27 protein-coding genes and 1 riboswitch are annotated in these 26632 nt (G+C 55.7%); of the genes, 18 read left to right on the top strand and 9 right to left on the bottom strand.

The window, feature by feature from the left end; all coding sequences use genetic code 11:
- Nucleotides 1-27: 27 nt before the first annotated feature.
- On the bottom strand, nt 28-306 hold the full coding sequence (gene ubiK, locus OCH02_RS12030) for a ubiquinone biosynthesis accessory factor UbiK (RefSeq protein WP_261431465.1): 279 nt from the start codon (nt 304-306) through the stop codon (nt 28-30).
- 146 nt (nt 307-452) lie between these two features.
- A riboswitch (FMN riboswitch) is annotated at nt 453-614 on the top strand.
- A 110-nt stretch (nt 615-724) separates the two neighbouring features.
- Between ubiK and ribB the strand changes: the two genes are divergently transcribed.
- Both ribB and ygiD read left to right on the top strand, forming a co-directional pair.
- A complete protein-coding gene (ribB, locus tag OCH02_RS12025) occupies nt 725-1378 on the top strand; it encodes a 3,4-dihydroxy-2-butanone-4-phosphate synthase (protein WP_261431464.1) in 654 nt (217 codons plus the stop codon).
- Between the two features lie 192 nt (nt 1379-1570).
- Nucleotides 1571-2353, top strand: coding sequence for a 4,5-DOPA dioxygenase extradiol (gene ygiD, locus OCH02_RS12020; protein ID WP_261431463.1), 783 nt, complete (start codon nt 1571-1573; stop codon nt 2351-2353).
- Nucleotides 2354-2369: 16 nt separating this feature from the next.
- Here ygiD and OCH02_RS12015 read toward each other — a convergent pair whose 3' ends face one another.
- Complete coding sequence (locus tag OCH02_RS12015) at nt 2370-3395, bottom strand: LacI family DNA-binding transcriptional regulator (RefSeq protein WP_261431462.1); 1026 nt, start codon at nt 3393-3395, stop codon at nt 2370-2372.
- Between the two features lie 214 nt (nt 3396-3609).
- On the opposite strand from OCH02_RS12015, the gene OCH02_RS12010 reads away from it, so the two are divergent.
- Genes OCH02_RS12010 through OCH02_RS11990 form a run of 5 tightly spaced genes read left to right on the top strand, consistent with a single transcriptional unit; the run spans nt 3610 to nt 7961 of the window.
- Complete coding sequence (locus OCH02_RS12010) at nt 3610-5379, top strand: class I mannose-6-phosphate isomerase (RefSeq protein WP_261431461.1); 1770 nt, start codon at nt 3610-3612, stop codon at nt 5377-5379.
- 5 nt (nt 5380-5384) lie between these two features.
- A complete protein-coding gene (locus OCH02_RS12005; protein WP_261431460.1) occupies nt 5385-5813 on the top strand; it encodes a PTS sugar transporter subunit IIA in 429 nt (142 codons plus the stop codon).
- 9 nt (nt 5814-5822) lie between these two features.
- Complete coding sequence (locus OCH02_RS12000) at nt 5823-6317, top strand: PTS system mannose/fructose/N-acetylgalactosamine-transporter subunit IIB (protein ID WP_261431458.1); 495 nt, start codon at nt 5823-5825, stop codon at nt 6315-6317.
- Nucleotides 6318-6339: 22 nt separating this feature from the next.
- Nucleotides 6340-7140 (top strand): PTS mannose/fructose/sorbose/N-acetylgalactosamine transporter subunit IIC, encoded by an 801-nt coding sequence (locus tag OCH02_RS11995; protein WP_085119282.1) that lies wholly within the window; start codon nt 6340-6342, stop codon nt 7138-7140.
- The gene (locus OCH02_RS11990; RefSeq protein WP_012146977.1) at nt 7140-7961 is read left to right on the top strand and encodes a PTS system mannose/fructose/sorbose family transporter subunit IID; all 822 of its coding nucleotides are present in this window, start codon (nt 7140-7142) and stop codon (nt 7959-7961) included. The genes OCH02_RS11995 and OCH02_RS11990 overlap by 1 nt, the downstream gene beginning before the upstream one ends.
- A gap of 49 nt (nt 7962-8010) precedes the next feature.
- Here the strand turns inward: OCH02_RS11990 and OCH02_RS11985 are convergent, their stop codons facing one another.
- From OCH02_RS11985 to OCH02_RS11970, 4 genes are all read right to left on the bottom strand, one after another.
- The gene (locus tag OCH02_RS11985) at nt 8011-8793 is read right to left on the bottom strand and encodes a glucose-6-phosphate isomerase family protein (protein WP_261431457.1); all 783 of its coding nucleotides are present in this window, start codon (nt 8791-8793) and stop codon (nt 8011-8013) included.
- On the bottom strand, nt 8786-9349 hold the full coding sequence (locus OCH02_RS11980; RefSeq protein ID WP_261431456.1) for a glucose-6-phosphate isomerase: 564 nt from the start codon (nt 9347-9349) through the stop codon (nt 8786-8788). The genes OCH02_RS11985 and OCH02_RS11980 overlap by 8 nt, the downstream gene beginning before the upstream one ends.
- 123 nt (nt 9350-9472) lie before the next feature.
- Nucleotides 9473-10633, bottom strand: coding sequence for a glutathionylspermidine synthase family protein (locus OCH02_RS11975; protein WP_261431455.1), 1161 nt, complete (start codon nt 10631-10633; stop codon nt 9473-9475).
- A 3-nt stretch (nt 10634-10636) separates the two neighbouring features.
- The gene (locus OCH02_RS11970) at nt 10637-11299 is read right to left on the bottom strand and encodes a DUF1190 family protein (protein WP_261431454.1); all 663 of its coding nucleotides are present in this window, start codon (nt 11297-11299) and stop codon (nt 10637-10639) included.
- Nucleotides 11300-11651: 352 nt separating this feature from the next.
- Here OCH02_RS11970 and OCH02_RS11965 point away from each other — a divergent pair, with 352 nt between their 5' ends.
- The 4 genes from OCH02_RS11965 to dhaM are packed head-to-tail and all read left to right on the top strand — an operon-like array spanning nt 11652 to nt 15968.
- Entirely contained in the window at nt 11652-12758 is a 1107-nt protein-coding gene (locus tag OCH02_RS11965) for a glycerol dehydrogenase (RefSeq protein ID WP_261431453.1), read from the top strand.
- Nucleotides 12759-12810: 52 nt separating this feature from the next.
- On the top strand, nt 12811-13881 hold the full coding sequence (gene dhaK, locus OCH02_RS11960; protein WP_153858940.1) for a dihydroxyacetone kinase subunit DhaK: 1071 nt from the start codon (nt 12811-12813) through the stop codon (nt 13879-13881).
- Nucleotides 13882-13890: 9 nt separating this feature from the next.
- Nucleotides 13891-14523, top strand: coding sequence for a dihydroxyacetone kinase subunit DhaL (gene dhaL, locus OCH02_RS11955; RefSeq protein WP_261431452.1), 633 nt, complete (start codon nt 13891-13893; stop codon nt 14521-14523).
- An 11-nt stretch (nt 14524-14534) separates the two neighbouring features.
- The gene (dhaM, locus tag OCH02_RS11950; RefSeq protein ID WP_261431451.1) at nt 14535-15968 is read left to right on the top strand and encodes a dihydroxyacetone kinase phosphoryl donor subunit DhaM; all 1434 of its coding nucleotides are present in this window, start codon (nt 14535-14537) and stop codon (nt 15966-15968) included.
- Nucleotides 15969-15978: 10 nt separating this feature from the next.
- On the opposite strand, the gene dhaR is transcribed toward dhaM, so the two are convergent.
- Together dhaR and OCH02_RS11940 are read right to left on the bottom strand one after the other, a co-directional pair.
- Nucleotides 15979-17925 carry a dihydroxyacetone kinase operon transcriptional regulator DhaR gene (gene dhaR / locus OCH02_RS11945; RefSeq protein ID WP_261431449.1) on the bottom strand — a complete coding sequence of 649 codons (1947 nt, stop codon included), beginning with the start codon at nt 17923-17925 and terminating at the stop codon, nt 15979-15981.
- A gap of 60 nt (nt 17926-17985) precedes the next feature.
- On the bottom strand, nt 17986-18693 hold the full coding sequence (locus tag OCH02_RS11940; RefSeq protein ID WP_261431448.1) for a FadR/GntR family transcriptional regulator: 708 nt from the start codon (nt 18691-18693) through the stop codon (nt 17986-17988).
- A 38-nt stretch (nt 18694-18731) separates the two neighbouring features.
- On the opposite strand from OCH02_RS11940, the gene OCH02_RS11935 reads away from it, so the two are divergent.
- From OCH02_RS11935 to OCH02_RS11925, 3 genes are read left to right on the top strand one after another with little or no spacing between them, the layout of a single operon-like run.
- Entirely contained in the window at nt 18732-19628 is an 897-nt protein-coding gene (locus OCH02_RS11935; RefSeq protein ID WP_261431447.1) for an RraA family protein, read from the top strand.
- Nucleotides 19629-19663: 35 nt separating this feature from the next.
- Nucleotides 19664-20953 carry an MFS transporter gene (locus OCH02_RS11930; RefSeq protein WP_261431446.1) on the top strand — a complete coding sequence of 430 codons (1290 nt, stop codon included), beginning with the start codon at nt 19664-19666 and terminating at the stop codon, nt 20951-20953.
- A gap of 30 nt (nt 20954-20983) precedes the next feature.
- Complete coding sequence (locus OCH02_RS11925) at nt 20984-22045, top strand: mannonate dehydratase (RefSeq protein WP_261431445.1); 1062 nt, start codon at nt 20984-20986, stop codon at nt 22043-22045.
- A gap of 185 nt (nt 22046-22230) precedes the next feature.
- Here the strand turns inward: OCH02_RS11925 and tolC are convergent, their stop codons facing one another.
- Nucleotides 22231-23748: an outer membrane channel protein TolC gene (gene tolC, locus OCH02_RS11920; protein WP_261431444.1), complete on the bottom strand. Its 1518-nt coding sequence runs from the start codon at nt 23746-23748 to the stop codon at nt 22231-22233.
- Between the two features lie 283 nt (nt 23749-24031).
- On the opposite strand from tolC, the gene nudF reads away from it, so the two are divergent.
- Genes nudF through yqiA form a run of 4 tightly spaced genes read left to right on the top strand, consistent with a single transcriptional unit; the run spans nt 24032 to nt 26528 of the window.
- A complete protein-coding gene (gene nudF, locus OCH02_RS11915; RefSeq protein WP_261431443.1) occupies nt 24032-24664 on the top strand; it encodes an ADP-ribose diphosphatase in 633 nt (210 codons plus the stop codon).
- The gene (locus tag OCH02_RS11910) at nt 24664-25089 is read left to right on the top strand and encodes a DUF1249 family protein (RefSeq protein ID WP_261431442.1); all 426 of its coding nucleotides are present in this window, start codon (nt 24664-24666) and stop codon (nt 25087-25089) included. The genes nudF and OCH02_RS11910 overlap by 1 nt, the downstream gene beginning before the upstream one ends.
- Nucleotides 25090-25116: 27 nt before the next feature.
- The gene (cpdA, locus tag OCH02_RS11905; RefSeq protein ID WP_261111915.1) at nt 25117-25944 is read left to right on the top strand and encodes a 3',5'-cyclic-AMP phosphodiesterase; all 828 of its coding nucleotides are present in this window, start codon (nt 25117-25119) and stop codon (nt 25942-25944) included.
- A complete protein-coding gene (gene yqiA / locus OCH02_RS11900; RefSeq protein WP_261431441.1) occupies nt 25944-26528 on the top strand; it encodes an esterase YqiA in 585 nt (194 codons plus the stop codon). The genes cpdA and yqiA overlap by 1 nt, the downstream gene beginning before the upstream one ends.
- Nucleotides 26529-26632 lie beyond the last annotated feature (104 nt).

Below are 26632 nucleotides of genomic sequence, written 5' to 3'. Positions count from 1 at the left end.
GCGCGTTGCCGCGCCCTTAACGGTAACTTATTCGGCGTCTGGCTGTTGCGCAGCAGGCGTGGCATTCAGCTTGCTTTCCAGCTCGCTCATACGCAGCTCCAGCAACGCCAGTTTTTCACGGGTGCGCAGCAGTACCTGGGTCTGCACGTCGAACTCTTCGCGGTTGACCAAATCCAGACGGGTGAGCTGTGACTGCAACACCTGACGGATTTTCTTCTCAACGTCTTCCCCGAATTCACGCACGCCTTTAGGCATGGACTCATGCACCTGGCGTGCGATCTGTTCAATTTTTTTCGGGTCAATCATGGCGTATCCCTTTCAGAGTTTAATAGCTGTCGCCTAGTGTAATGCGAGTTGCTCGCCGGATAAACTATTTAACCGCATTCCCTGCGGCTGGCCGAATTGTGCTTTTGCCAATTGCCCTGATTAATCATTAGCGTTATAGTCGAGAGGCTTATTCTCAGGGCGGGGTGCAAGTCCCCACCGGCGGTAAATCACCTTCTACGGTGAAAGCCCGCGAGCGCTCAGCCAGTCTTTTGCAGTTTGGTTAGAGGTCAGCAGATCCGGTGTAATTCCGGGGCCGACGGTTATAGTCCGGATGGGAGAGAGTAACGGTATCTGCCGGGTTTGCGCCCGCTTGCGTTATTTTTTTAGCTATTGCTAGCTACTCCTCAAGATCGCCCTGGTTCTGGTAATCCATAATTTTCTAATGAGGTTTTTTACCATGAATCAGACCCTACTTTCAGATTTCGGCACGCCGGTAGAACGCGTAGAACGCGCTCTTGAAGCATTGCGCAATGGGCGCGGTGTGATGGTACTCGATGATGAAAATCGTGAAAACGAAGGTGATATGATCTTCGCCGCAGAAACCATGACCGTTGAGCAGATGGCGCTGACCATTCGCCACGGTAGCGGTATTGTGTGCCTGTGTCTTACCGAAGAACGCCGTCAGCAGCTTGAACTGCCGATGATGGTGACCAACAACTCCAGCCAGTTCCAGACGGCCTTCACCGTGACTATCGAAGCGGCACAGGGCGTGACGACCGGTGTTTCTGCGTCCGATCGTCTGACCACCATTCGCGCCGCAATTGCCGATAACGCCAAGCCGAGCGATCTGAACCGCCCTGGTCACGTGTTCCCGCTGCGTGCGCAGCCGGGTGGCGTGCTGAGCCGTCGTGGTCATACCGAAGCGACTATCGATCTGGTGGCAATGGCCGGTTTCAAACCTGCCGGCGTGCTGTGTGAACTGACCAACGATGACGGCAGCATGGCGCATGCGCCAGAAGTTATCCTGTTCGCGAAACAGCATGACATGACCGTGCTGACCATCGAAGATCTGGTGGCCTACCGCCAGGCGCACGAACAGAAAGCCAGCTGATATCAGACTGATTTTCTGAATATGAAAAAAGCCGCATACGCGGCTTTTTTTGTGGCTGAAAACGGTGCCGCATCCCTTGTTTTAACCATTCAAATTTATTGAAGATCATCATCATGGTTATCCGGCTGTTTTACCCCGGTAAACGGCGTAGTCTGGTCCACAGAATGTATTGCGACCAACCAAGGATCCTGTATGAACACCCCTCGTATGCCAGCACTTTTCCTCGGCCACGGTAGCCCGATGAACGCGCTGGAAGAAAACCGCTACACCCGGGCATGGCGTACGTTGGGCGAAACCTTGCCACGCCCGAAGGCCATCGTTGCCGTTTCCGCTCACTGGTATACCCGTGGCACCGCAGTCACTGCGATGGAAAAGCCGAAAACCATCCATGACTTTGGTGGTTTCCCACAGGCGCTGTTTGATACCCAGTATCCGGCCCCAGGCTCTCCTGAATTGGCTGCGCAGATCCAGCAAGTGTTGGAGCCAGTTCGCGTCAAGGCCGACGTCAGTGAATGGGGTTTGGATCACGGTACCTGGGGCGTGTTGATCAAAATGTATCCTGAGGCGGACATTCCGGTCGTGCAGCTCAGTATCGACGGAACTCAGCCGGCGGAATATCACTATGAACTGGGCCGCAAGCTGGCGGAGCTACGCGATCGGGGAATTATGATTGTAGCCAGCGGTAACGTGGTACATAACCTGCGGATGGTGCAATGGCAGGGCGACGCCAGCCCTTATCCGTGGGCCACGTCGTTTGATAAATTCGTGCGAGATAACTTGAATTATCAGGGCGATAACCACCCGCTGGTGAACTTTATGCAGCATGAAGGCGCGGCATTGTCGAACCCGACGCCGGAGCACTACCTGCCGCTGTTGTACGTGCTCGGTGGCTGGGACGGCAAGGAAGCGATAACCGTACCGGTTGATGGCATTGAGATGAGCTCATTGAGCATGCTGTCGGTACAGGTTGGTTAAAGGCTCTACGCCGGTCTCAGGCCGGCGTAGATTTATCGGCAAAACCGCAGGACTCGCGGATCACCAAAGAAGGCGGCAGGATGATGCGTTTGGGTGGTTCATCATTGCCCTGAATACGGCTGTACAACAATTCTCCAGCTTTACGGCCAATCTCGCGCGAAGCCACCGATACGGTGGTCAAGCCTGGCTGTACCAGCGAGGCTTCGGTAATATCATCAAAACCAATTAGCGCAAAATCACGGCCAATCTGGCGGTTGAGTTTGCGCAATGTCTGCATCACCCCCAGCGCGACAATGTCCTGATAGCATAAGGCCGCAGTGATCTCCGGATGGGCTTTCAACAGCTGTTCCGCATTCTTGGCGCCGGAACTCTGGCTGGCCTCACTGCCCACAATCCACTCCCCGTTGACCGCGATACCATGCTCTACCAGCTTGCTGGTGTAGCCGCCCAGCCGCTGTGCGCGGGTAGTCGAGCTAATCGATCCTCCGATAAAGGCGATATGACGATGCCCCAGGCTCAGCAGATGCTGAGTTGCTAATTGAGTACCCAGGAAGTTATCGGTGCCGACAAAGTCAAAGTGCGCATCGGCTACCGGCCGGACCACCATAATGGCCGGGATCTTGCGGCGCTTTAGCGTTTCAAAAAACAGCGGGGGTGTTTGCCGGGCGGCGCACAGCACCATGCCGCTGGTATTATTTTGCAGCAGGGAGTCGACAAATTTTTGCTGCCTGTCGGCGGACTCTTCGCTGTTGGCCAGAAACAGCATCAACTGGTGGCGTTCCATTTCCTGGCTCAGCCCGGCGGTCATCTCCGCATAAAACGGATTGGTGATGTCGTGCAGCAGCAGGCCGACCTGATTGCTGCTGCGATTGCGCAGGTTAGCGGCGGTCTGATTGTAGACATAGCCCAGCTCATCAATGGCGCTCAGCACGCGCTTGCGGGTGGCGTCCGATATGCGGCCACGATTGCGCAATACCATCGATACGGTCGCGGTGGAGACTTTTGCGTGCGCGGCGACGTCCGCCAAGGTTATTGTGCTCATTTCATCTCCTGTCGGTACCGACTGTCACATCAAGGTATAACGATTAACCTTATTTCATAAAATTCCGCCAATAAATCGTGATTGGCATCACGAAATATCGGCTTTTTATGAGGTTATTATCGATTGTATGAGGTTAATCTCGTTAATCAGCCTATTTAACCCAAGGTTAATCGATTAATCTTTTTCTATGTATCCAGCTCATAGGCAGAAGAATATGACAGAGCAACAGCATAAAGCAACCGGCTATGACAAGTCTCCAGAAGTGGCGGTACAGGGGTTTGACCACGCCGCCTGGCAAGGGTGGCAGGCAGTGACCGAGGCGGTCAGCCGTAAGATTGCCGCCTTAGAGCTGCGCAAAACCCTGTTGATCGTTGATTGCTACCATGGGGTGAATCTGGCAGAGCTAGTCGAGAATGTTATTAATCCTCTGCAGCCGGTCAGTAGCGTCAATGCCGAATCGGCCAAATACGATGAGCCGCACATTCACGCGATGATTGAGCGCAATTTAACGGATGACCGCGTGTTTGGCGTGCTGTCGTGCCATGAAATGTCCGAGTTTTTTGATGCTGAGCGCGTCCAGCAATTGCGCGATCAAATTGCGCGTGTCGACAGTGGGCTGGTGGTGGTTTATGGGCCGGGCGCGGCGCTGATCGTCGAAGCCGATATCTTGGTGTATGCCGATATGGCCCGCTGGGAAATCCAGCAGCGTTTCCGCCGCGGTGAACTGGGTAACTGGGGGGTGAATAATGTGGATGAAGATGTGCTGCGCCGCTACAAGCGAGCCTTCTTCGTGGAATGGCGAGTCTTCGATCGTCATAAAACCCCGTTGCTGCAGCGTGCCGATTTTGTGTTGGACACCAATCAGGCCGGCCAACCCAAACTGGTGAGCGGTGCGGCTTTCCATGCCGGGTTGCAGCAGGCTACCCAACGCCCATTCCGCGTAGTGCCTTTTTTTGACCCTGGCGTTTGGGGCGGCCAGTGGATGAAGCAACAGTTCGATCTCGACCCGACGGCAGCCAACTATGCATGGTGTTTTGACTGCGTGCCCGAGGAAAACAGCCTGCTAATGCGTTTTGGTGACGTCCGGGTCGAGATCCCCTCACAGGATTTGGTGTTGTTATATCCCCGCCCCTTGCTGGGCGAGCGGGTTCATGCCCGTTTCGGTGCCGAATTCCCGATCCGCTTTGACCTGCTCGATACCGTCGGTGGGCAAAATCTCAGCTTCCAGGTGCACCCGCTGACGGAATACATCCAGCAGCATTTCGGTATGCATTACACCCAGGATGAAAGCTATTACATTCTGGCGGCAGAGCCGGGGGCTGAGGTGTACCTGGGCGTGAAAAACGGCACCGAACCGCAGGCGATGATGGCTGACCTGGCCGCGGCCCAAAGAGGTGAAAAGGCCTTCGATGACCCGCGTTTTGTTAATCGTTTCCCGGCGCGTAAACACGACCATTTTCTGATCCCGGCAGGGACGGTGCATTGTTCCGGCTCCGGCTCCATGGTGCTGGAGATCAGCGCTACACCTTATATTTTCACCTTCAAACTGTGGGACTGGGGCCGCCTGGGGTTAGATGGCCAGCCACGCCCGGTGCATCTGCAGCATGGCGAACAGGTGATCAACTGGCAGTGCGACACCACCTGGGCGAAGGAGCACCTGGTGAACCGTATTGAACAGGTTGCCGAAGGGGCAGGCTGGCAGGAAGAGCGAACCGGTTTGCACGAGCGCGAATTTATCGAAACCCGTCGTCACTGGTTTAGTGAACCGGTGCTGCACCATACCGAAGGCCGGGTGAACGTGTTGAATCTGGTCGAAGGCGAAGAGGCGGTGGTTGAAAGCCCTGAAGGCCATTTCGCGCCCTTTGTGGTGCATTACGCCGAAACCTTTATCGTACCGGCCGCCGTGGGGCCATACCGTATCAGCCCCCATGGTCGTAGCCTGGGCAAAACCCTGGGCACCATCAAAGCCTGGGTAAGGGGATAAGCATTATGTTGAAAGTGATAGTGACCTCCCATGGCCCGCTGGCCGAGGCGCTGATGAGCAGCGCACGTATGGTTTACGGTGATCTGCCGGGGACCAGCCATGTGGGCCTGAGTGAAGGTGCCGGTATCGAAGCCTTTAAACAGGCGTTTGCTGACGAATTGCAGCGGGTGAGCGCAGGGGCGGACGGTGTGCTGGTGCTGTGCGACATGCTGTGCGGCACGCCCTATAACGTGGCCTGTCGCCACGCTTTTGATCCCCAAACGCCGGTGCCGATGGCCGTGGTGACCGGCGTGAATTTCCCGATGCTGTTGATGAGTGCCGAATTGCTGGAAGAAAAGGACGTTCACCAGGCAGCTCAAGAGCTGGTAGCGCTGGCGGGGGAGGCGATTGCCGTTGCCCGTCCGGCGGTAACGGCACAATTGGACGATTTCTGAGGAGAGAAGATGGCCATTTCATTTGTACGTATCGACGACCGGGTCATTCACGGTCAGCTGGTCACCCGCTGGGCGAAGGAGTTGCCTTGCGACGGTATTGTGGCGATCGATGATGAGGTGGCGGCAGATCCGTTGCTGTCATCGGTGATGAAGGGGGCGGTACAGGACACTAAAGTGTGGCTGTTTACTGTGCAGCAGGCGATAGAAAAGCTGCCTAAGGTGATCGCCAGCGACAAGCAGTACTTTGTGATCGGCAAGTCGCCGGTCACGCTGCGCAGGTTGATAGAGGCAGGGATCGATCTGAGTAATCGTAACAAGAAAATTAACGTCGGGCCGATGTCTGCCCGCAGGGACACGGTGACCATTGGCCCCAATCAATCGGTAAGCACGATAGAGGCGGAGGCCTTTGATTTCCTTACTGAACAGGGACATGCCATCGAATTCCGTTTAGTCCCTGACGCCAGTCATTTCAGCTGGCTGGACGCTAAAAAGAAACTCAAATAAGCCTGAACGGCAGGAGTGAACTATGTGGTTTGAAGCGACGCTTATCGGGATACTTTGCTATCTCGGTGCGCTGAGCAGCCCCTGGCTGCTGGGACTGACCGGAGGCTGGTATATTCTCAGCCGCCCGTTGGTTTCCGGCATGCTGGTGGGGGCTATTCTCGGCGATGTACAGACCGGCATTATCATCGGTGTTGCGGTTCAGGCGGTGTATATCGCCATGGTCACACCGGGCGGATCGATGCCGGCCGATCTCAACTTTGTGGCGTTCCCGGCAATTGCGCTGGGCATTCTTTCCGGTAAGGGAACCGAGGTGGCGGTGGCGCTGGCGGCGACTATCGGCATCATGGGGACCGTGTTGTTCAACGCCATGATGGTGCTCAATTCTTACTGGAATCACCGTGCAGATTTGGCGGTTGAGCGCGGCGATGAGCGAGGTATTTACCTCAATAGCGCCATCTGGCCGCAGGTCACCAACTTCCTGCTGCGTTTTATTCCGACGTTTATCGCGGTGTTTTTCGGGGCGCGCTACATCAACGCCTTTATGGATAGCCTGCCGGCGCTGGTGTTGACCACCATGAACGTGGTGGGCGGCATTCTGCCTGCGGTCGGCATCGCCATTCTTCTCAAACAGATTATTAAAAGCTACAGCATGCTGATTTACTTCCTGGTGGGGTTTATCTGCATTGTTTTCCTCAAGCTGAATATGGTGGCGCTGGTGATTGTCGGCGCGCTGCTGGCACTGATTCACTACAACTATAAGCCAGAGCCGCAGGTGGCCGCCGCACAGGCCGCGCCTCAGGCTGATGATGAGGATGAATTCTAATGGATACGCCAACACCTAAATTGAATAAGCAGGATCTGCGTCGTTGCTGGCGCAGCTGGATGATGTACAACCTGTCATCGATGAGCTTCGAGCGCCTGGAATCTTACGGTTTTTGCCTGAGCATGATGCCGGCGCTGAAAAAATTGTATCAGGATAAACAGCAGCGTATTGAAGCCATTCGCCGTCATACCTCTTTCTACAATACCGAGCCACAGCTGGGTGCGATTGTTAACGGCATGGTGATTGGGCTGGAAGAAAAACGCGCCAACGGCGAGCCGATCGACGGGGAAACCATCAACACGCTCAAAGTGGGGTTGATGGGGCCAGTGGCCGGCATTGGTGACTCTATGGTGCCGGGCATGTTGATCCCGATTTTGTTGAGTATCGGTATGGCGCTGGCGGCCGGTGGCAGTGTGATTGGCCCGCTGTTTTACATCATCGCGTTTAGCCTGATCGTCATTCCGGGGTCTTACTGGCTGTTTATGAAAGGCTACCATATGGGCTCCGGCTCGGTGGAGATGCTGGTCAGCAGCAAGTCCTCACGGCTGCGTGAGGCACTTTCCCTGCTGGGGGTGTTCGTCATGGGCGGCGTAGCGGCGAGCTACGTCAAACTGGGGACTGGGCTGGAGTTTGTTACCAAAGACGGGGTGAATATCCACCTGCAACAAATGCTGGACGGTATTTTTCCTAACCTGATGCCGTTGATCGTGGTGCTGGCGACCTGGTATCTGATGGCCAAACGCGGACTTTCACCGGTGAAAGCGATGCTCGGGCTGCTGGTATTGGCCGCGGCAGGGGTGGCCTGCGGTTTGTTCTCATAAACTATCAATGAGTGACACGTAGGGGCGAATATATTCGCCCCGTTCTTTTTTACGGCTCAAATCGTTGCCATTTTTCCGCTACGCTGCCGGGTTTGGAAATGAACTGGAAGCGCGCCGGGTCAGCTTCAAACTGCGAGTATAAGGGGGCATCACTCAGGCCGAACTCGTGGTATTGGCGTGGTCCGATGGCGTGCAGCCTGCCGGATTGATATCGTGGATTCTGTTGCCAGATAATATGGTTGCCCTGCAATAGCGGGTACCAAGCCAGCCCTTTGTACTCACGTACTGCATCATATTCGAAGCCATATTCACGATCGCACCAGGCGGCGAAGGTCAGCGGCTGATTGGCATCGGCGGAAATGGTGGCGTGCGCCCATCCTGGTGGTACCAATACCTTTTCGCCCGGGCCGGCATGCACGGCAAAGCAGCGGCCCGGCTCATGTTCCACCCGTTCTTGCATGTAAATAATGGCCTTCCCTCGCCAGATCTCGTACAGCTCCGGCGGTGACCAGCCACTGTGTACGCTGATGCGGTGCACATGACCCTGACTGCGTATCGGCTCCTGACCCAACTGGCCTTTGGCATAGGTGACAATGCCGAACAACAACATGCGTTTTTTCAATTCAGCCAAATGCCGCTGTTTGGCGACGTCCATGGCGATGGCATAGACCTGCTCTGGCCCGCTGCAGTCGGGATCGCGTAGTGAGAGGCGGATTTGTTCCAACGTCCGAATCTCCGGCAAGGGGCCAATCACCTCTTCGCCATAGGCAAACCCCATCGGATGCTCGCTAATGGAGACATCCAGGCCAAATCTAAGCATCGAATCACTCATATTGCGCCTCCGTTTTCCAACCGCTGCCGTCGGCAAACACCCGCAGTTTGAAGCCCTGTGGCTGGAGTGCATCGTAGTTGTGTCCCGCCACCGTTGGCCAAACCGCCAGTGCGGACAGCACCTCAGTACCGGTGTTGATCAGGCGGTGGGCGGTAAAGGAAGGAATATGGTGAACGCTGCCGGGGGAGACCTGTTCCAGCCTGCAAGCACCGTCGCGGTGTTGCAGCAGCAGCAAACCCTGGCCACGCAGGCCAAAATAGAATTCCGCCTGTTCGGGGCGTTGATGAAAATGCCCGCGGGTCATAAAGAATTCGTTGCCTACCCGGCCAGGTTGCAGGTGAGTGGTGCCTACAAACAGCTCACCCTCCTGTTGTACGGAAGGCAGCATTTCTACCTGATACACGGCAAGTTCTGCCGGCATCGCCCGCCATGCGGCAGGATCGGCAAAGATCCCAGCCAGACTGGCCAGGGTTGTAGATTTCCGTTGAATATCAGCTGCGGTAAAGCATCCGTCGGCCAGGTTGACCTGCGGTGGAATAATGGAAGTCAGTTTCATATCTGGTTGCTCCGCCCGAGGAGAACAGACGCTTCGAGTATAAAAGGTTAATCGATTAATCACTAGCCGGAAAGCATAAAAAAAGCGCGATATAATCGCGCTTGATATCAACCAATTTAATCGTTAGCCGAGGATGATGTGCGGGTAGAAACGCGACAGATCCTGGGTGATCAGCTCACGATCTTCACGCAGACCAATACCGCAGGGTTGATCGTCAACCAGCCAACTGCCGATCAGCGTATAGCTGCCTTCGAACTGTGGCAGCGGGTGGAACTGCTGCACGATCATGCCTTCTTCGCCGTAAGGGCCGTCAACGCGCGCGACTTCCTGACCGTTCTGCACGATCTGGATATTGGCGCCTTCGCGTGAGAACAGCGGCTTGGTGACGTAGTGATCGAGCTGTGGATGATCGTCTTCTGCAAAGTAAGAGGCCAGCAGATTCGGGTGATCCGGGAACATTTCCCACAGCATCGGCAGCAGGGCCTTATTGGAGATAATGCTTTTCCACGCCGGCTCCAGCCAGCGCACGCCGGCATCTTCCAGCTTGGTGGAAAACATCTCGCGCAGCATGAATTCCCACGGGTATAGCTTGAACAGATTACCGATAACCTGATTTTGCAGGTCGGTAAACTGGCCCTTTTCGCCCAGACCAATCTCTTCCATAAACAGGAACTCGGTCGGGACTCCGGCTTCCAGCGCGCAGTCCTGCAGATATTGCACGGTACCGCGATCTTCCTCGCTGTCCTGGCAACAGGCCAGGTGCAGCAGGCCGAAACCGTGGTGTGCTTTCAGATCGGCGAAACGCTCGATCAGTTTTTCCTGCAGACTGTTGTACTGATCGGACTCCGGGCTGAGCTTGCCGGCGTTGATCTGGTCTTCCAGCCACAACCATTGGAAAAAGGCCGCTTCATACAGCGAGGTCGGGGTATCGGCGTTGTTTTCCAGCAGCTTGGGCGGATTGATACCGTCGTAGGCCAGATCGAGACGTGAATACAGCGACGGCTGGCTGGTACGCCATGAGCTGCGTACGAACTCCCAGGTGTGTTTCGGGATGCGGAACTTGGTCATCAGCGCATCGCTGCCGACCACTTTCTCCACCACCTGCAGGCACATCTGGTGCAACTCAGCGGTGGCATTTTCAATTTCTTCAATCTGCGCCAGCGTGAATTGGTAATAGGCGTCCTCACACCAGTAGGGTTCGCCATACATGGTGTGGAAGCGGAAGCCGAATTCGGTGGCCTTTTCGCGCCAGTCCGGGCGCTCGGTGATCGCAACGCGTTTCATGCATTAACCGCCCATGCTGCGTGAGCTGGAGGTCGCGCTGCTGCGCTGCATGCTGGTCTGCTTGGCGACGGATTCGCCAAAGCCACCACGGGTGACGGTATTGGTCACTGCCGGTTTCGGTGCCATGGCGGTTTTTGGCACCGTCATGGTACGGCCGCCTGCGGTGGCCGGACCGTAGCTCTTGCCGGAGGCATCAACGAATTTGCCGTTGGCCGGGCTGGCGGCGTTTTTAGAGGTGAACAGCGGTTGCTGAGCAAAGCCGGAGCCGCCCATCATACGGCCCATCATGTAGCCCGCCATCAGCGGCATCCAGAAGCTGCCGCTGCTCTGTGACTCTGCAGCCATGCCGGCCTGTGCCGGGGCGGGTGCCTGAGTACACTGTGCTTCACCGAACTCGGCGACACAGTCTTCGCGAGTTGCGTATTTTGGTGCGGTTTTTGCGGCTTCTTTCAGGGCGTTGTTATAGGCCGTGGTGCACTGCTCGCTCATCGAGGGGTTAGTGCGCGAACAGTCGTCGGCATTTTGATACATAGAAACCGTTTCATCGCTCTTTTCGCAGCTGGCCAGCATAAAGACGGCGCTGATCGCCAAGGCTACGGGCGCAACGCGGTAGTCGCGCCAGGATTTGCGGAACGTCTCTCGGTTGATGTTTTTTGTCCGTTTCATCGTTATTCATCCCATCAGTCGGGCTGTATTCGCCCATTCCCAGTAATGGCGGTAAGGATAGGGTAAAGATGGTCAAAATTAAAGCTGAAATGCCTACGGAATCCACTCTTTACGCAGCTATACGTTGGGTTGTGCGCCAGTTCGCTTTACCGGCTAAAAAAGCCTCGACAGAGTTTCATTATGAAACGTTATGGGTAAAGTAATGTTCCATAATGAAACGAAAATACCGGAGGTCGCAAAGCCTTCGGCAAGCCCTATAGTCAGTCCATAACAACGCGACGGCACAAGACCGACGCACTATCACCTGATATCTGAACGTTACCATCGCCAATTTCCCTACAAGGATCCGGTTATGTTGAGAATCATCCAGTCCCCAGGCAAGTACATCCAGGGTGCCAACGCATTGGCCGCCGTGGGCGAATACGCGAAAGCCCTTGCCGACCATTATTTCGTGATCGCCGACGACTTCGTGATGAAGCTGACGGGCGATACCCTGATGGGCAGCCTGCACCAGCACGGGGTGAAGCATCACGCCTGTGTGTTCAACGGCGAATGCTGCCATAAGGAAATCGACCGACTGGGCCAGGAACTGAAGGCCCATGGCTGTCGCGGTGTGATTGGCGTCGGCGGCGGTAAAACGCTGGACACCGCCAAGGCTATCGCCCATTACCAGCATCTGCCGGTGGTGCTGATCCCGACCATTGCTTCCACCGATGCGCCAACCAGTGCGCTATCGGTGATCTACACCGAACAGGGCGAATTTGACGAATATCTGATCCACACCAGTAATCCGGACATGGTGATAATGGACAGCGCGATTATCGCCAGGGCGCCGGTGCGGTTGCTGGTGGCAGGCATGGGCGACGCGCTTTCAACCTATTTTGAAGCGCAGGCCTGTTTCGATGCCCAGGCGACCAGCATGGCGGGCGGCAAATCCACGCTGGCGGCATTGAGCCTGGCACGGTTGTGCTATGAGACGCTGCTGGCGGAGGGCGTTAAGGCCAAGCTGGCGGTTGAGGCCGGTGTGGTGACGGAAGCGGTCGAGCGCATTATCGAGGCCAATACCTATTTGAGCGGCATCGGTTTCGAAAGCAGTGGCCTGGCGGCTGCACACGCCATTCATAACGGTTTTACCGTGCTGGAAGAGTGCCATCACCTGTACCACGGCGAAAAAGTGGCGTTTGGCACGCTGTCACAGTTGGTGCTGCAAAACAGCAGCATGGCGCAGATCGAAACGGTGCTGGATTTCTGCCAGCGTCTCGGCCTGCCTGTCACGCTGGCGCAGATGGGCGTTAGCGGCGACCCGGCAGAAAAAATCATGGCGGTGGCCGAAGCCAGCTGCGCGGTCGGCGAAACCATCCACAATATGCCGTTTGAGGTCACACCTGCCAGCGTACAGGCGGCCATTCTGACGGCAGACCGGCTGGGCAATGCCTGGCTGCAACAACACTCAAGCTGATAGAGCAGGGGCGCAGCACGCTGCGTCCCGTTGGCCAAACGAGGAAATAACCGTGAAAAAACTGATTAACAAGGTTGAGTCGGTACTGGAAGAGCAACTGCTGGGGTTGGCAGAGGCTCATCCTGAGCTGTTGGTGCATCAGGAGCCGGTGTTTGTCACCCGCGCCGATGCGCCGGTAGCGGGCAAGGTGGCAATCCTGTCCGGCGGCGGCAGCGGTCACGAGCCGATGCACTGCGGTTTTGTCGGTGAAGGCATGCTCGACGGTGCCTGCCCGGGGGAAATTTTTACCTCGCCAACGCCGGATAAAATGTACGAGTGCGGCCAGGCGATCGACGGCGGTGCCGGGGTGTTGTTGCTGATTAAAAACTACACCGGCGACGTACTGAACTTTGAAACCGCCACTGAGCTGCTGCATGACAGCGGTATCCAGGTGGCGACGGTGCTGGTGGATGATGATGTGGCGGTTAAAGACAGCCTGTTCACCGCCGGGCGACGCGGGGTGGCCAATACCGTGCTGATGGAGAAACTGCTCGGTGCGGCAACGGCGCGTGGCGATGACCTCGATAGCATCGTGACGCTGGGCCACAACATCAATAATCACGGGCATTCGATTGGCATCGCGCTGGGGGCCTGTACCGTACCGGCTGCCGGCAAACCGTCATTCGTGCTGGCGGAAAACGAGATGGAATTCGGCGTCGGTATTCACGGTGAACCGGGGATTGCGCGGCGCCCGTTCACCACCCTGAATGCAGCGGTGGACGACATGTTCCATACCCTGATCGACCATGGCCATTACCAGCGCACCATCCGCGTCTGGGATCGTCAACAGGGCGAATGGCGCGATGAAGTGCAGACCAAACAACCGCTGACACGCGGTGACCGGGTGATCGCACTGGTCAACAACCTGGGTGCGACGCCGCTGTCCGAACTGTATGGCGTTTATCACCGGTTGGCAGAGCGTTGTGCCGAAGCGGGCATGATTGTTGAGCGCAGCCTGGTGGGTTCCTATTGCACATCGCTGGATATGCAAGGGGTCTCAATCACGCTGCTGAAGGTGGATGACGAACTGTTGTCCCTGTGGGATGCGCCGGTGAAAACGCCAGCGCTGCGTTGGGGTTGCTGAGGAGGAGTCATGGCGTTAACCAAACAACAAGTGGTCGACTGGCTGATGTGTTGCGGCGAAGTGTTTGCGCAGCAGCGTGATTTTCTAACCCGGCTGGATACCGAGATCGGTGATTCCGACCACGGGCTGAACATGAACCGCGGCTTCAACAAGGTGGTGGAAAAGCTGCCTTCGGTGGCGGACAAAGACATCGGTTTTATCCTGAAGAACACCGGCATGACGCTGCTGTCCAGCGTGGGGGGAGCCAGTGGTCCGCTGTTTGGCACCTTCTTCATCCGTGCAGCACAGTCGACCAATGCCAAGCAGAGCCTGGATCTGGCGGAGCTGCATCAAATGGTGCAGGAAGGCGTCGAAGGCGTGGTGATGCGCGGCAAGGCGGAGCCGGGTGATAAAACCATGTGTGACGTCTGGTGGCCGGTGGTGGAAAGCCTGGGCCAATCGGCTCAGCAGCAGCTAAGCGTGGCGGAGGCTTTGCAGCGCGCCAGTGAACGGGCGGAGCAGGCGGTTGAAAGCACCATCACCATGCAGGCACGCAAAGGGCGGGCCAGTTACCTGGGTGAACGTAGCATTGGTCATCAGGATCCGGGGGCCACCTCGGTGATGCTGATGATGAAAACGCTGGCAGCGGTCGCCGGCCAATAGCAGGAGGCGAGATGATCAATATCGTTGTAGTTTCACACAGCGCGCTGTTGGCGCGCGGGGTTGAAGAGCTGGCGTTGCAGATGATGCGTGGCGATGGCTGCAAACTGGTGCTGGCGGCGGGTGTCGATGATGCGGAACACCCGATAGGCACCGATGCTGTCAAAGTGATGGAAGCGATTGAGTCGGTGGCTGACGGGGCGGGCATTGTGGTGCTGATGGATTTGGGCAGTGCGCTGCTGAGTGCCGAAACCGCGATCGACCTGCTGGATCCGTTGTTAGCCACCAAGGTACGGCTATGTTCGGCACCGCTGGTCGAAGGGACGCTGGCCGCGGTGGTGGCTGCTAATGCCGGAGCCGGGCTTGAGCAGGTACTGGCCGAGGCGCAGGGCGCATTACAGGCCAAACAGGCGCAGTTGGGGGAAGCGGCCGCGCCGGTTGCTCAAAGCGTTGAATTGCCGCTGGCTCAGGGGAAAAGCGTCAGTTGGACGGTACAGAACCCGCATGGGCTCCACGCCCGACCGGCGGCGCGGCTGGCCGAAGCGTTGGCCCCCTTTGATGTCGAGCTGGTGCTGGAAAAACAGGGCCAGTGCGCCAATCCGCGCAGTCTTAACCAGATTGCGCTTTTGCAGGTGCGCCACGGCGACACCATTCGGCTGATTGCAGGCGGTCCACAGGCCGAACAGGCGCTGGCGGCGTTTAGCGCACTGGCGGAGCAGCACTTTGGCGAAACGGTCTCCGAGCAGAGCCTGCCGTCGCTGCACGGTATTCCGGTAGCGGAAAGCGTGACCAGTGGCCCGGTGTGGCAGGCGCTGAGCTTCTGGCCGACAGTGGTCGAGCGCACTATTGGTGCCGACGACGTGCTGAATGAACAACAGAGGTTGCGTCAGGCCCTGCAGCATACGCTGAGCGATTTGAACCGACTGGCGGAGCGCACCGGCTCATTGATTGGCAAACCGCAGGCGGCCATATTCGGCGCCCACAGCATGCTGCTGGACGATCCAGATCTGCAGCAGGCGGCCTATACCCGCATCGCCCGCCAGCAATGCAGCGCCGAGCAGGCATGGCGGCAAGAGATGGAAGCGATTGCCGGGGAGTATCGTGAACTGGACGATGAATATATGCGGGCGCGGGAGTTGGACGTGCGCGACATGCTGCGTCGCACCCTGAGTCATCTGCAACAGCAGCCGTTACCGGTGATTACGTTAACCGTGCCGTCCATTCTGGTGATGGATGAACTGATGCCGTCTGACGTGGTGATGCTCGATCGTCGTCTGGTGCTCGGCATCTGCTTAAGCGGCGGTAACGCACTGTCGCACAGCGCAATTTTGGCGAAGGCGATGGGCATGCCGATGGTGGTGGGCATGAACGATTGCATGAGCAAAACCCGCAACGGCCAGAAAGCGATGCTGGATGCGGCGCGCGGTGTGCTGCAACTCAGCCACTGACGGCGTGCCCTCAGGCGCGCAGCTTAAACTGGCGAATATCAATTTGATGCTGTTTGATTTTTCGCCACAGTGTGGTGCGACCAATGCCCAGCAGCTGCGCCATTTCGCTCAATTGTCCGCGGCTGACGTTAGCCGCGTGAATGATAGCCTGACGTTCCATCTCAGCCAGTGTTAATAGCGGTATGCCCGGCTGCGGTTCACTTTCCAGCAGTGGCTGGTGGCTGAGCAAGTGCTCGGGCAAATCCGCCAGTTGCAGATGGTGGCCGTGGCACATCATCGCGGTGCGCTCCACCACCCCCTTCAGCTCCAGATCGTTGCCGGGCCACAGATACAGACCGAGCTGGACCATCACTTCGTCATCCACCCGAAAACGGCATTGGAAATGCTGTTCCAGCGTACGCAAGTGGTGCTTCACCAGCAGCGGAATATCACTCAGCCGTTGGCGCAGCGCCGGGATTTGGATCTCGAACGCCTGCAGGCTGTAGAACAGTTGGCGGCGAAAGCGATTCTGCTGCACCAACAGCGGCAGATCGGCGGCACTGCTGGCGATCACCCTCACATCGACCGGGATCACCCGATTGGAGTTGAGCCGCATGACTACGCCGGTTTTCAGCACCTGCAGCAGCGCAGACTGCATCTCCGCCGGCAAATACTCGATTTGTTCCAGGTACAGCGTGCCGCCATTGGCCAGTTCAAACTTGCTGAGCTGGCCCGCTTCTTCCTCGTTGGCATCGCTGCCGAGCAGCTCCCGCAGCCCCTGGGCTTCCGGCAAGAGCTGGCAGTTGAGGGCGATGTACGGCCCGCCGGCGCGCTCACTGGCGTTGTGGATCGCCTGGCTGAGTAGCTCCTTGCCGACGCCTTCTTCGCCGCACAGCAGGATCGGGTGCTGGCCTTTCGCCGCCTGCTGGCCATAGCGAATCAGCCGCCGCATCTCCAGCGAGGCGGAAGGCATCTGTTCAAAACTGTGGCTGACGCGCCCCAGTTGGCTGCTGACATACTGATGCAGTCGTTCGAGCGGATGGAGCAGGGCGATAAAGCTGCAGCGCTCGCCGTCGAAGATCGGCTTGAGGGTTAGCAGCGCCGCAATAAACTGCCGCTGGCTTTCGAAGGTCACTTCAACGTGTTGCAGCGGCTGACGCTGTGCGATGGCCCGGTTGAGCAGAGCGGGCAGCGTCAGCAACTGGCTCAGGGGTTTGCCCTGACTTTGTTGTTCATCCAGCTTGAGTAAGGAAGCGGCACGCTGATTGATGTACTGCAAGTAGCCGCGATGGTCCCAGGCCATGACGCCGTCATCCACCCCGTCGAGCAGGCCGTAAAGCTGATTCAGATGGCGGTTGGATTCCGCCAGCAGGCTGTCGGCGTTGAGTGAATTACCGATCTCACGTGCCAGCGCCAGCGTCAGTGACAAATCGCCGGCGGCACAGTCGGCAAGCAGGCAGCCTAATGCGATCGAGCCGCGTTGGCGGCCACTGTTGTCATAGACCGGCGTGGCGCAGAATGACCAGTCGTGCAGCGCCTCGCGCACATGTTCGCTGCCGCGGACCTGCATTGGGTGGCCCTCCGACACCGCCAGTGACGGTGCATTGGTGCCGATGTCACCTTCCGCCCAATAAGCGCCAGGCATAAAACCCAATTGTTGCAGATGCTCGCGCGTTGGCATATCACCGCACAGCCACAGCATGCAGCCACTTTCGTCGAGGATCATCAGCAGGCAGCGCCGTTGTTCCATGTACTCGCACGCGTCTTCCAGCGCCGCCTGGCCGAGCGTCAGCAGATCGTTCTTACGCTGGCAGATGGAATTAAAGGTGGCGCCGAGCGCGCAGTGGGGGGCTTTCCACACCGCGGGCTGCATCAGGCTGCGGCAGCGTAGCCAGGAAGCATAGATGGCCGGCGCAGGGCGTTGTGCGGGTGGCAGGTTGCCTGCGATCAGGCGTTGCCAGCTTGAGGTGTTTTCCATTGGATCCCGTCCAGACGAGATAAAGCGATAGCGGTGATGATATCACCGCAGGGTGGAATGTCATTTTTGAACGATCAGGGCATTTATCGCCGAATCAAAATGATCTTGCATCGCCTCTCTGGCTCCGGCTTCATCGCGTTGACACACTTTTTCTAAAATAGCCTGGTGAACGCTAATGATCTTTTCACGACGATCGTTGATATCGTGGGCCTGCAAACCGGCTGCAATAGAGTTCTCCAGTGGCGCGCGCAGCGCTTGTAACAACAACGCGTAGATTGGATTCCCCGATGCTTCCGCCAGTATCAAGTGAAACTGTGAATCGTGAATAATAAACTGCTGATGGTCGCCAAAGACATTACGTAAATTCTCCATCTCATTACGTAACCTGGAGAAGTCCTCATCCGAAGCGTGCCGGGCTGCCAACGCCGCACACTGCACCTCCAGGGTTTTACGCAACTCCAGTATCTCACCGGTGGATATCTGCCGGGTCACCATGGAATAGTTGAAAATCGTCTCCAATGCCGAGGAGTTGACGGTCTGCACTCTGGGATGTTTACCGCTGCTGATATCCAAAATACCCAGAATAGACAGGGCCTGAAATGCCTCACGCACCACGCCACGACTGACTCCAAGCGTTTCAATCAGTTGCTTCTCACTGGGCACCTTTTCACCCGGTTCCAGCTTGTTTGTTGTAATGAGATCGAGCAGGTAATTCCTTACCTGATCTGACAGTGTGCTTTTCTCAATTACCGGTTTAATCATGCTCATTGTGCAGCTCTCTGGACTCGTTTATCGAGGGTCTGGCGGTGTCTACAGTATCAGATAAGTTTAAATTCCAATGGATCAATATGTTATCGGCTGATGGTTTTTTTTATCAATGGCTGGTCGCCGATATATTCGCGATAAAGATCACATCGCCAGGATGTTCAGCTTTTCCGCTTTTTTTATTTCCCCTAACCTGTCTTACAGGTAGACAGTATGACACTTTAAATTATGCGGATAAAGAGGAACAACACATGGATTCTGCTGATAACAAACTGTTTGATAATATTAAAGAAAATTTATCTACCGCCCTGTTGGGCGATATTCTTGATGAGATGGGCTTGCACCATCAATTTCTCCATCCTCGATTACAGCCCCTGGCCGTTCACATGCGTATTGCCGGGAGGGCGATGCCCGTTTTGGAAGCCGACTACGCCACTTTCCCAAACACGAAAAGCCAGGGTCCGCTGGGAGACAAAGCTTTTGGCGTGATGTTTGAAGCCTTGGATAGCCTGACGGAAAACGAAGTTTATATTGCCAGCGGGTCATCACCTACTTACGCACTTTGGGGCGGGCTGATGTCCACGCGTGCCAGCCACCTTAAAGCGGCAGGCGCTATTTTGAATGGTTACTCCAGAGATAAGCACGAAATTTTGGCGCTGGATTTCCCTGTTTTCTCTCGCGGAAATTATGCTCAGGATCAAAAAGTGCGTGGCAAGGTTCTCGACTACCGTGTCCCTGTGAATGTGGATGGCGTGCTGATTTCTCCGGGCGATATGGTGGTGGCGGATGAAGAAGGTGTGCTGGTGATCCCCGCGCGTGTAGAACAGGAAGTGATTGGCCTGGCTGTGGAGAAAAAGGCAATGGAAAACAAAGTCCGTGATGCCATTGCCCAGGGAATGGGGGCGGTTGAGGCCTATCAACGGTTTGGGGTGATGTAATCCACATCCTGTTTCCAGAATGCGAGGACATGACAATGTTTAAAAGTAAACGCTGGAATATTGTTTTCTTACTTTCTCTGGGTGGCGCGATCAACTACATGGATCGCTCGGCATTTGCCATTGCCGCGCCGATGTTTGCCAGTGACTTACAACTCACCCCCGGTGAACTGGGCATTATTTTTAGCAGCTTCTCCATCGGCTATGCCCTGTTTAACTTTGTTGGTGGCTATGCGTCAGATCGATTTGGACCCAAACTGGTGTTCGCCGTCAGCATGGCGTTTTGGTCGTTCTTTTGCGGACTGATCGGTATGGCAATGGGCTTTGCTTCCATGCTGGTTATTCGAGTTTTGTTCGGAGCTGGGGAAGGTCCCTTTGCCGCCACGCTCAATAAAATGGTCAACAACTGGTTTCCTCGTCGCGAAATTGGTAGCGCCATCGGCGTAGCCACTGCCGGCAACCCATTGGGCGGTGCCGTTGCGGGATCGATCATGGGAACACTGGTGCTGTTTATTGGCTGGCGAATGGCGTTTGTTGCTATCGCCTTGCTTGGATTTGTCTGGTTGGCCTTCTGGATAAAAATTGCCAGGGATCGGCCAGAGCAACACCCCTCCATTTCACCAGAGGAATTGACGCTGATTCAGCAGGGGCAGCAGGGCGAGGATGAAGATATTGATGAGTCATCACTGCCTCTATCTTTCTATATTAAACAGCCCACCATCCTGGCCACGGCCTTCGCCTTTTTTGGTCTGAACTACATTCTGTTTTTCTTTCTTTCCTGGTTCCCCAGCTATTTGTCGACCTCTCAGCATCTCAGCCTGAAGGACATGAGCATCGTCAGCGTGATCCCATGGTTGCTTGGTTCCATCGGGATGGCGCTGGGCGGATACCTGTGTGATTGCCTGGTTCGTAAAACGGGTAATGCCTTGTTATCGCGCAAGGTGGTATTGGTTATTTGCCTTGGCGCCTCGGCAATTTTTGTTATCTGCGTCGGTAATGTCACCAGTGCTACGAGCGCCGTGACGTTGATGGCCTGTGGGATCTTCTTTCTATATTTGTCGGCTACCACTTACTGGGGAATTTTGCAGGACACTGTGGCCCGCAAAAACATGGGGGCGGTTGGCGGTGTGGTTCATGCGACGGCTAACGTGGCGGGCATCTTAGGCCCTATAGTCACCGGATACATCATTCAATGGACAGGGGTCTACAACACGGCTTTCTTCATCGCTGGAGGGGTCGCTGTACTAGGGGCCATTAGCGTAGCGATTTTTGTTAAACCCTTGCGACTCAAGGATACAAAGTACGTATCCGTAATCGGTCATGAATAAAAATAGTTTTGTTCTTCAGGAGATAACGTTATGAAACTTGGCTTTGGTCTGTACAGACACATGCTGGATGATGAACATTTTGCCTTTGCTCGCCAGTGTGGCGCTACTCATATTGTGGTGCATATGGTGGATTACTTTCATCGTAACGATCGCTTTTCTCGTTCGAATCAACCGGTAGGCGATACTCAGGGATGGGGGACCGCGCAGGCGGAGATCTGGAGCACGGAAGAACTTCTTGATATTCGTGCCCGTATGGAGAAATTTGACCTGACCTTTTACGCCATTGAAAACTTCGATCCTTGTCACTGGGACCACATTTTGTTTGATGGACCAAAAAAAGATCAGCAGATAGAAACGGTTAAGCAAATTATTCGCAATGTTGGTGCGGCGGGTATTCCTGTTTTTGGTTATAACTTCAGTTTGGCCGGCGTCGCGGGACGAATAGAGGAAAACAAAGCGCGTGGCGGAGCTAAAACTGTTGGGTTAAACGGGGTGAATGAGCAAACAGAAAGTCCGTTACCGGCCAGCATGGCATGGAATATGGTGGTTGATGAACATGCGACGGGATTGAGGAATGCGACCACGACTGAACAACTGTGGCAGCGCCTGGAGTGGTTCCTTGCACAGATTGTTCCCGTGGCAGAAGCTGCAGGCGTCAGGTTGGCTGCGCACCCTGATGATCCACCGTTGGAGTTTGTCCGTGGACAGCCCCGATTGGTGAATCAGCCTCATTTGTATCAAAAACTGCTGGATTTGCAGCCAAGTCGTTCGAATGCGCTGGAGTTCTGCCTTGGGACGATTGCAGAAATGTCAGAGGGTGATGTTTATCAGGCGGTGGAACGTTATGCGCAACAAGGGGCTATTGCCTACCTGCATTTCCGCAACGTAAAAGGTAAGGTGCCTTACTACCATGAAACCTTTATTGATGAAGGTGATATCGACATGCCGAAGGTGCTACGCATTCTCAAAGAGTGCAAATTTGACGGTGTGCTGATCCCCGATCATTCGCCGCAGATGAGTTGTGATGCGCCATGGCATGCCGGTATGGCTTATGCCATGGGGTATATGAAAGCGATAATGCAGATTATCTAGCGATTTCGTCTTGTTAGTCACACCTTCGTCCCAGGCGTACGGCAATGTACGCCTGTTCTAGCATATCCCTGCCGAGTCACCTGTCGTAACCCTTCCTGTATTTGAGCGGCGATGCCGTGGCGGAAAGCTAAACAAAAAACGGGGTACGGCAGATGCCGGACCCCGTATTCAGCGCAGTACGGCAATCAATTACGGAATGGATTACCGCTGTTGCGTGCAGGCTGGCTGGTGGTAGTCACCGGCGCGGAGGCGCGGGTGGCAACCGGGGCAGCAGCCGGTGCGGAGGTTTGTGGCGCAGGGGCGTTGCTGTTATAGCCTTCAGCGTAAGCGTCCTGTGCGGTGGTCTGCGGTGCGACCACGTCTTGCGAGGTCGAAATCGGTTTACCCAATGCGCCATTCAACATCAACAGGTCATTCTCGTTCAGAGTACCGAGCGCCGACTTGATGTTCAGTTGGTTGATCAGGTAGGTATAACGCGCGCTGGAGAGCTGTTGCTTGGCGTTATACAGCGCACTGGTCGCATCCAGCACGTCGACGATGGTACGGGTACCCACCTGGTAACCGGCCTCGGTTGCATCCAATGAACTCTGAGCAGACACTACCGCTTGTTGGTAGGCGTTGATGCTGCTGATCGAGGCGTTCACGTTATTGAACGAAGAACGCACGGTCTGCACTACGCTGCGGTGGGCGCTTTCCAGTTTCTCGCTGGCGCCAACGAAGTTGTACTGCGCCTGTTGCACCTGTGAGTTGGTCTGGCCGCCGTTATACAGCGGCATATTGAAGCTGATGCCAACCTTATTCTGTCCAGCATCGGAATCGCCGTAACGCGTTGAATCACGAGTAGCGGAACCGTTATATTTGGTATTACTGATGCCGGTTGATGCGCTGACGTCTACCGTTGGCATGTAGCCGGTTTGTGCCGAGCGGATCTGCTCACGGGCCAGATCTTGGCTCAGGCGAGCGGACAACAGGCTCAGGTTGCGGCTTTCGGCTTCTTTCAGCAGGTTATTGACGGCATCCGGGCGTTGGGTGTTGAAACGGTCGGTATTCAACGAGGCCAGTTCCGGATAGAAGGTGCCGGTCACCTGGCGCAGTTTTTCCAGCGCGTTGTCCAGGTTGTTACGGGCGGTGACTTCGGCCGCCAGCACGGTATCGTAGGACGAACGGGCGTTTTGCACGTCGGTGATCGCGACCAGGCCCACGTTAAAGCGTTGGGTGGTCTGGTCCAGGGTGCGGTAAACCGCTTGCTTGTTCGCCTGGGTGTAGGACAGCGTATCGATGGCGCTCAGCACGTTAAAATAGGCGGTAGCGGTATCGAGGATCAGCTGCTGTGACGAGGTCTGAAAAGTCACGTCGGAGATACCGGCGGTTTTTTCCTGCAGCGTCAGCGCACGCCATTTGGACATGTCGAAGACAGTCTGGGTCAACGCCAGGGAGCCGCTGGTGACGTTACTGTTAACGCCGTTATTGTCACGATAACCATTGGTGTAATCGTAACCCGCGGTCAAACCCAACTGCGGCAGCAACGGGCTGCGTGCTTCGTTGATTTTTTCGAATGCGGCGTCACGGTCAGCGGCGGTTTTGCGCAGATCCGGGTTACTTTCCCTGGCCTGTTTGTAGACCTGCAGCAGGTTCTCTGCCTGGCTCATTGCACTGAAGCCGCCCAGGCTCAGTCCGATAAGAAGGGGGAGCAGTTTCTTCATTTGCATTCCTTGTTGTGCAGCAATATTGCTATGTTAGCGCTGACGATAGACGAAATAGTTGCCGATTCTAGCAGAGTCTGCTGTACGCCTGAGTTGGCTGAATGTGCCATCTCGCGTAACTTTTACCTTTCAGGCCGCCTGTTTACCTTAGTTCAACTGGTCGCACACGTCACACCTGATATCATGGCTCACAATCTATCATAAAGCCGCGGAAGATTATCCCGCCGTTTCTGTCATCAAAACTGTTTATTTTATCGGCATACTCATGCAGGAGAATTCACTTATGAGCCACTCGCAACCGTCGCCCGTTACTCTTGATGAAAATGATGTAGAAATTATTGCACGTGAGACGCTTTACCGCGGTTTTTTTTCACTCAATTTATATCGTTTCCGCCACCGCCTGTTCAACGGTGGAATGAGCCCCGAAATTAAACGTGAAATTTTTGAGCGTGGGCATGCCGCGGTGTTACTTCCCTATGACCCGGTGCGCGACGAGGTGGTGCTGATTGAACAACTGCGGATCGCTGCGATCGATTCCAGTAACTCACCCTGGCTACTGGAAATGGTGGCGGGTATGATCGAAACCGGCGAGAGCGTTGAAGATGTGTGCCGCCGTGAAGCGCAGGAAGAAGCCGGCGTCGAGATCGGGCGGTGCAAGCCGGTGCTGAGCTACCTGGCCAGCCCTGGCGGCACCAGCGAGCGCTTGTCAATTATGGTGGGCGAAGTGGACGCGACGACCGCGGTTGGCATCCATGGACTGATCGACGAGCATGAAGATATCCGGGTCCATGTGGTCAGCCGCGAACAGGCTTACCGCTGGGTTGAAGAGGGCGCGATTGATAACGCAGCATCAGTGATTGCATTGCAGTGGCTGGCGTTGCACCATGAATCGTTAAGAAAAGAGTGGGCCAATTAATGAAACAGCGCTATACCCCTGATTTCCCCGAAATGATGAGATTGTGCGAAACCAACTTCGCGCAATTGCGCCGCTTGTTGCCGCGCAATGACGAAGTGGGTGAAACGGTGACTTATCAGGTGAGCGGCGCCAGTTATCGTCTGACCATTATTGAATCCACCCGCTATACCTCGCTGGTGCACATCGAACAGACCGTCCCGGCGGTCAGCTACTGGAGCCTGCCAGCCATGACGGTGAGGCTGTATCATGACGCGATGGTTGCGGAAGTGTGTTCAAGTCAGCAGATCTATCGCTTTAAAGCGCGTTATGATTATCCGAACAAAAAGTTGCATCAACGCGACGAAAAGCATCAAATTAACCAGTTTCTTGCTGATTGGTTGCGCTACTGTTTGGCGCATGGAGCGATGGCGGTTCCGGTTTGTTAAACAGACTGAGATAACAAAGGACACCATTTGGAAAGCCTGTTTAAACCGACCGTGGCAAGTGGGGCCAGGGTCAGGATCCTGCAAATAACAGATACCCACCTTTTTGCCGGCGAAAATGAGACTTTGCTTGGCATTAATACCTATCGCAGCTATCACGCGGTGTTGGACGCTATCCTGGCACAGCAGCGTGATTTTGATCTGGTCGTCGCCACGGGTGATTTGGCTCAGGATCATTCATTGGCTGCCTACCGGCACTTTGCCGAAGGTATTGCACGGTTGCCGGCGCCTTGCGTTTGGCTGCCGGGCAACCATGATTTTCAGCCGGCGATGGTCGACGCACTGGCCGACGCCGGGATTGCCCCGTCAAAACAGGTACTGGTGGGCGATCACTGGCAGGTGCTGTTGCTCGATAGCCAGGTCTTCGGCGTGCCCTACGGCGAGTTGAGCGACTATCAGCTCGAGTGGATGGAGCGCTGCCTGCAAGCCTATCCCGAGCGCTATACCTTAATGTTGCTGCACCATCATCCGCTGCCTTCCGGTTGTACCTGGCTCGATCAGCACAGCCTGCGCAACCCGCATATGCTGGGCGCGGTGCTGCTGCGTTACCCGAAAGTGAATACCCTGCTGTGCGGGCATATTCACCAGGAGCTGGATCTGGAGTGGCAGGGCAGGCGCCTGCTGGCATCGCCGTCCACCTGCGTGCAGTTCAAGCCGCACTGCACCAATTTCACCATCGACGAGGTTTCCCCCGGCTGGCGCTACATTGATTTACTGCCGGACGGCCGCGTCGAAACGCAGGTTTTCCGGTTGGAAAACGACGATTTCCGCCCCGACATGGATTCGGATGGGTACTGATGCCTTCAACACTGCTCTATCTGCACGGTTTTAACAGTTCGCCGTTCTCGGCCAAGGCAACGTCTTTCAAGGCGTGGCTGGCCGAACATCATCCGCATATCGAGGTATTGGTGCCACAGCTGCCGGTTTTCCCGGCGGAGGCGGCCGAGATGATCGAGAACATGGTGATGGAGCGCGCCGGGCAGACGATAGGCGTGGTCGGTTCCTCACTGGGTGGGTACTACGCAACCTGGCTTTCGCAGTGTTTTTCACTGCCGGCGGTAGTGGTTAACCCTGCTGTGAGGCCGTTTGAGCTGCTGATTGACTACCTCGGCAAAAACGAGAACCCCTACACCGGCCAGCAATATGTGTTAGAGTCTCGACACGTTTACGATCTGAAAACGATGCAGATCGATCCCTTGGAGTCACCGGATTTAATCTGGTTGCTGCAACAAACGGGCGATGAAATTCTCGATTATGGGCTGGCGGTGGCGTATTACACCGCATGTCGACAGACGGTGGAGCCGGGTGGAAACCACGCCTTCGTCGGTTTCGAGCATTACTTCCCCCAGATTGTGGATTTTTTAGGGCTAAACGCTGTCTGAATTAGCGATTTATACCCTATGGCTTTCAAGTCGCAGGTAACAACGCTGCGGTTTGAAAGACGACGGGTATAGGCACCTTCCTACTAACCACGAAAAACTCAACG

Source organism: Serratia quinivorans (assembly GCF_946227985.1).
GTDB classification, from domain to species: Bacteria; Pseudomonadota; Gammaproteobacteria; order Enterobacterales; family Enterobacteriaceae; genus Serratia; species Serratia quinivorans_A.
Note: the sequence above shows the minus strand (reverse complement) of the source record. Positions and strands in the feature narration are given on the sequence as shown.